The organism is Streptomyces sp. PKU-EA00015, from assembly GCF_013387495.1.
Taxonomy (GTDB): Bacteria; Actinomycetota; Actinomycetes; order Streptomycetales; family Streptomycetaceae; genus Streptomyces.
This window is the reverse complement of record NZ_JABZEE010000147.1, coordinates 1-421: the sequence shown is the minus strand read 5'-3', so window position 1 is coordinate 421 and position 421 is coordinate 1. Positions and strand designations below refer to the sequence as shown.

Sequence of the window (421 nt, the reverse complement as noted above, 5' to 3'; positions counted from 1 at the left end):
TCTCATGGATCTGGCCACGATCGCGCTGACCAACGACCGGCGTAAGGATGCGGCGTGGGAACCGCGGTACACGGCCAAGGTCTACAACGCCTACAAGGCGCAGTTCGCAGCGCAGTTGGCGCAGGACAGCCCGGTGCGGGGTCTGCTGCCGGCCGACAAGAGCTGGTACAACGTCACGGGCAACTTCCTGGGCCTGGGCAGCAGCGTCGCGTTCAACAACCAGGGCGACAGCATCCAGACCGGTTCTCCGGCGCAGGCCGGCACCTCGGCACAGGCCGACAGCGACACAGGCGAAGCCCGTCCCCGGCTTCCGCAGGGGAACACCGACAGCGCGCTCCAGACGCAGCTCCCCGGCACGTCGCAGCCAAGGGGACCCAGTGACAGCCGCCCCCGCTTCGTGGTGCGTTCGGGCTTCGATGCG

General features: G+C 68.4%; 1 protein-coding gene. It reads left to right on the top strand.

The features are described 5' to 3' along the window. Positions 1-421: hypothetical protein (locus HW130_RS35285; RefSeq protein WP_177153835.1), on the top strand; the 421-nt coding region annotated here is incomplete at both ends.